The sequence below is a fragment of the Staphylococcus sp. HMSC62D11 genome (assembly GCF_001839145.1).
Classification (GTDB): domain Bacteria; phylum Bacillota; class Bacilli; order Staphylococcales; family Staphylococcaceae; genus Staphylococcus; species Staphylococcus lugdunensis.
The window spans coordinates 1-2,317 of record NZ_KV840173.1 but is presented as its reverse complement, the minus strand read 5'-3'; the positions used below and the strand labels follow the sequence as shown (position 1 = coordinate 2,317).

Annotated in this window: 2 protein-coding genes; both read right to left on the bottom strand. The window is 31.3% G+C overall.

The features are described 5' to 3' along the window. Positions 1–395: 395 nt before the first annotated feature. On the bottom strand, positions 396–1,130 hold the full coding sequence (gene erm(C) / locus HMPREF3267_RS00015) for a 23S rRNA (adenine(2058)-N(6))-methyltransferase Erm(C) (RefSeq protein ID WP_001003264.1): 735 nt from the start codon (positions 1,128–1,130) through the stop codon (positions 396–398). A gap of 705 nt (positions 1,131–1,835) precedes the next feature. Then, a complete protein-coding gene (locus HMPREF3267_RS00010; RefSeq protein ID WP_000664727.1) occupies positions 1,836–2,312 on the bottom strand; it encodes a replication/maintenance protein RepL in 477 nt (158 codons plus the stop codon). Positions 2,313–2,317 lie beyond the last annotated feature (5 nt).

Here is a 2,317-nt window from a genome sequence, read left to right as displayed (position 1 = left end):
AAAAAAAAAGAACATTTGTTAAAAGAAATTAGAACAAAATGAGTGAAAAATTAGAACAAACAAATTCCTTATAAACCTTATCATCTCAACCTATATTAAGATTTTACCTAGTTGAATCTTCTTTTCTATATAAAGCGTCGGAGCATATCAGGGGGTTATCTAACGTAAATGCTACCCTTCGGCTCGCTTTCGCTCGGCATTGACGTCAGATACTGCACCCCCTGAACCCCCATGCTCCAACAGCAAAAAGGAAACTTTTTGCTGCTTTTCCGACGCTTATTCGCTTCGCTCATATTTATATAGAAAAGAAGCGAATGCGCAAAAGACATAATCGATTCACAAAAAATAGGTACACGAAAAACAAGTTAAGGGATGCAGTTTATGCATCCCTTAACTTACTTATTAAATAATTTATAGCTATTGAAAAGAGATAAGAATTGTTCAAAGCTAATATTGTTTAAATCGTCAATTCCTGCATGTTTTAAGGAATTGTTAAATTGATTTTTTGTAAATATTTTCTTGTATTCTTTGTTAACCCATTTCATAACGAAATAATTATACTTCTGTTTATCTTTGTGTGATATTCTTGATTTTTTTCTATTTAATCTGATAAGTGAGCTATTCACTTTAGGTTTAGGATGAAAATATTCTCTTGGAACCATACTTAATATAGAAATATCAACTTCTGCCATTAAAAGTAATGCCAATGAGCGTTTTGTATTTAATAATCTTTTAGCAAACCCGTATTCCACGATTAAATAAATCTCATCAGCTATACTATCAAAAACAATTTTGCGTATTATATCTGTACTTATGTTATAAGGTATATTACCAAATATTTTATAGGATTGGTTTTTAGGAAATTTAAACTGCAATATATCCTTGTTTAAAACTTGGAAATTATCGTGATCAACAAGTTTATTTTCTGTAGTTTTGCATAATTTATGGTCTATTTCAATGGCAGTTACGAAATTACACCTCTGTACTAATTCAAGGGTAAAATGGCCTTTTCCTGAGCCGATTTCAAAGATATTATCATGTTCATTTAATCTTATATTTGTCATTATTTTATCTATATTATGTTTTGAAGTAATAAAGTTTTGACTGTGTTTTATATTTTTCTCGTTCATTATAACCCTCTATTTTTTCCTCCTTATAAAATTAGTATAATTATAGCACGAGCTCTGATAAATATGAACATGATGAGTGATCGTTAAATTTATACTGCAATCTGATGCGATTATTGAATAAAAGATATGAGAGATTTATCTAGTTTCTTTTTTTACAAGAAAAAAGAAAGTTCTTAAAGGTTTTATAGTTTTGGTCGTAGAGCACACGGTTTAACGACTTAATTACGAAGTAAATAAGTCTAGTGTGTTAGACTTTAATGTTTTTTAAAGGCATTAGTGCACTTAAGCGTCAGAGCATGGCTTTATGCCGAGAAAACTATTGGTTGGAATGGCGTGTGTGTTAGCCAAAGCTTTGGCGAGTTGGTTGGGGGTTTCATGGGATTAATCCCATGAAAGTACCAACTCAACAACACACTAACGCCTGTTGGTTCCAACCAATAGGAAATTGGAATAAGCAATTAGTATAATGAGAGTATAATGTTGGTATAACGTTAGTATAATGATGCTTTTTTTCATTATATTTTTTATGTACTTTAAACCTGCACGCTTATGCGAATTAGAAAAAGCTTAATCGCATTTCATAGATTGACCTCCCAATAACACCACGTAGTTATTGGGAGGTCAATCTATTTCATTTGCGTTAAGCTTTTGATCTACATTAAGCGTGCAGGTTTTTTGTCTATTTGTAGACGATTTTATGTTATACTAGTCCTTGAAAGAATAATAATCAGATAATGCATTTTCTTGTTTTTCATTTGCCTCTTGCTCAAAGTTCCCAAATTCGAGTAAGAGGTATTTTTGTTTTTGGTCGTCGCCTCTCATTAGTAGTTCAGGGTTTAACATTAATACTCCAGTTTTTCTTTTTATAATATTTCCTTCTTCTAAGATTTTAAGTGTTGTTATTACTGTTTGTAGACTTGTTCCTGTAGCTTTTGCTATTTCTCTTGTTGTAGCTATCATTGTATTGTTACTTAAGTGGACATTATCTAGGATATAGTTAACGATTTTAAGTTTTTTTCCGCCAATCATATCTAACATACTTATTAATTGCACTATATATGCCTTTACGAAGTTACCAGACGTTTGTTTACGGTATAACTTGTCTACCTCTATGACTTCTCCACTTTCTTCGTCTATGAGCCTCTGAGAGCCTTTATAGACTGTTCCATATCTTTCTTTCATCTTTT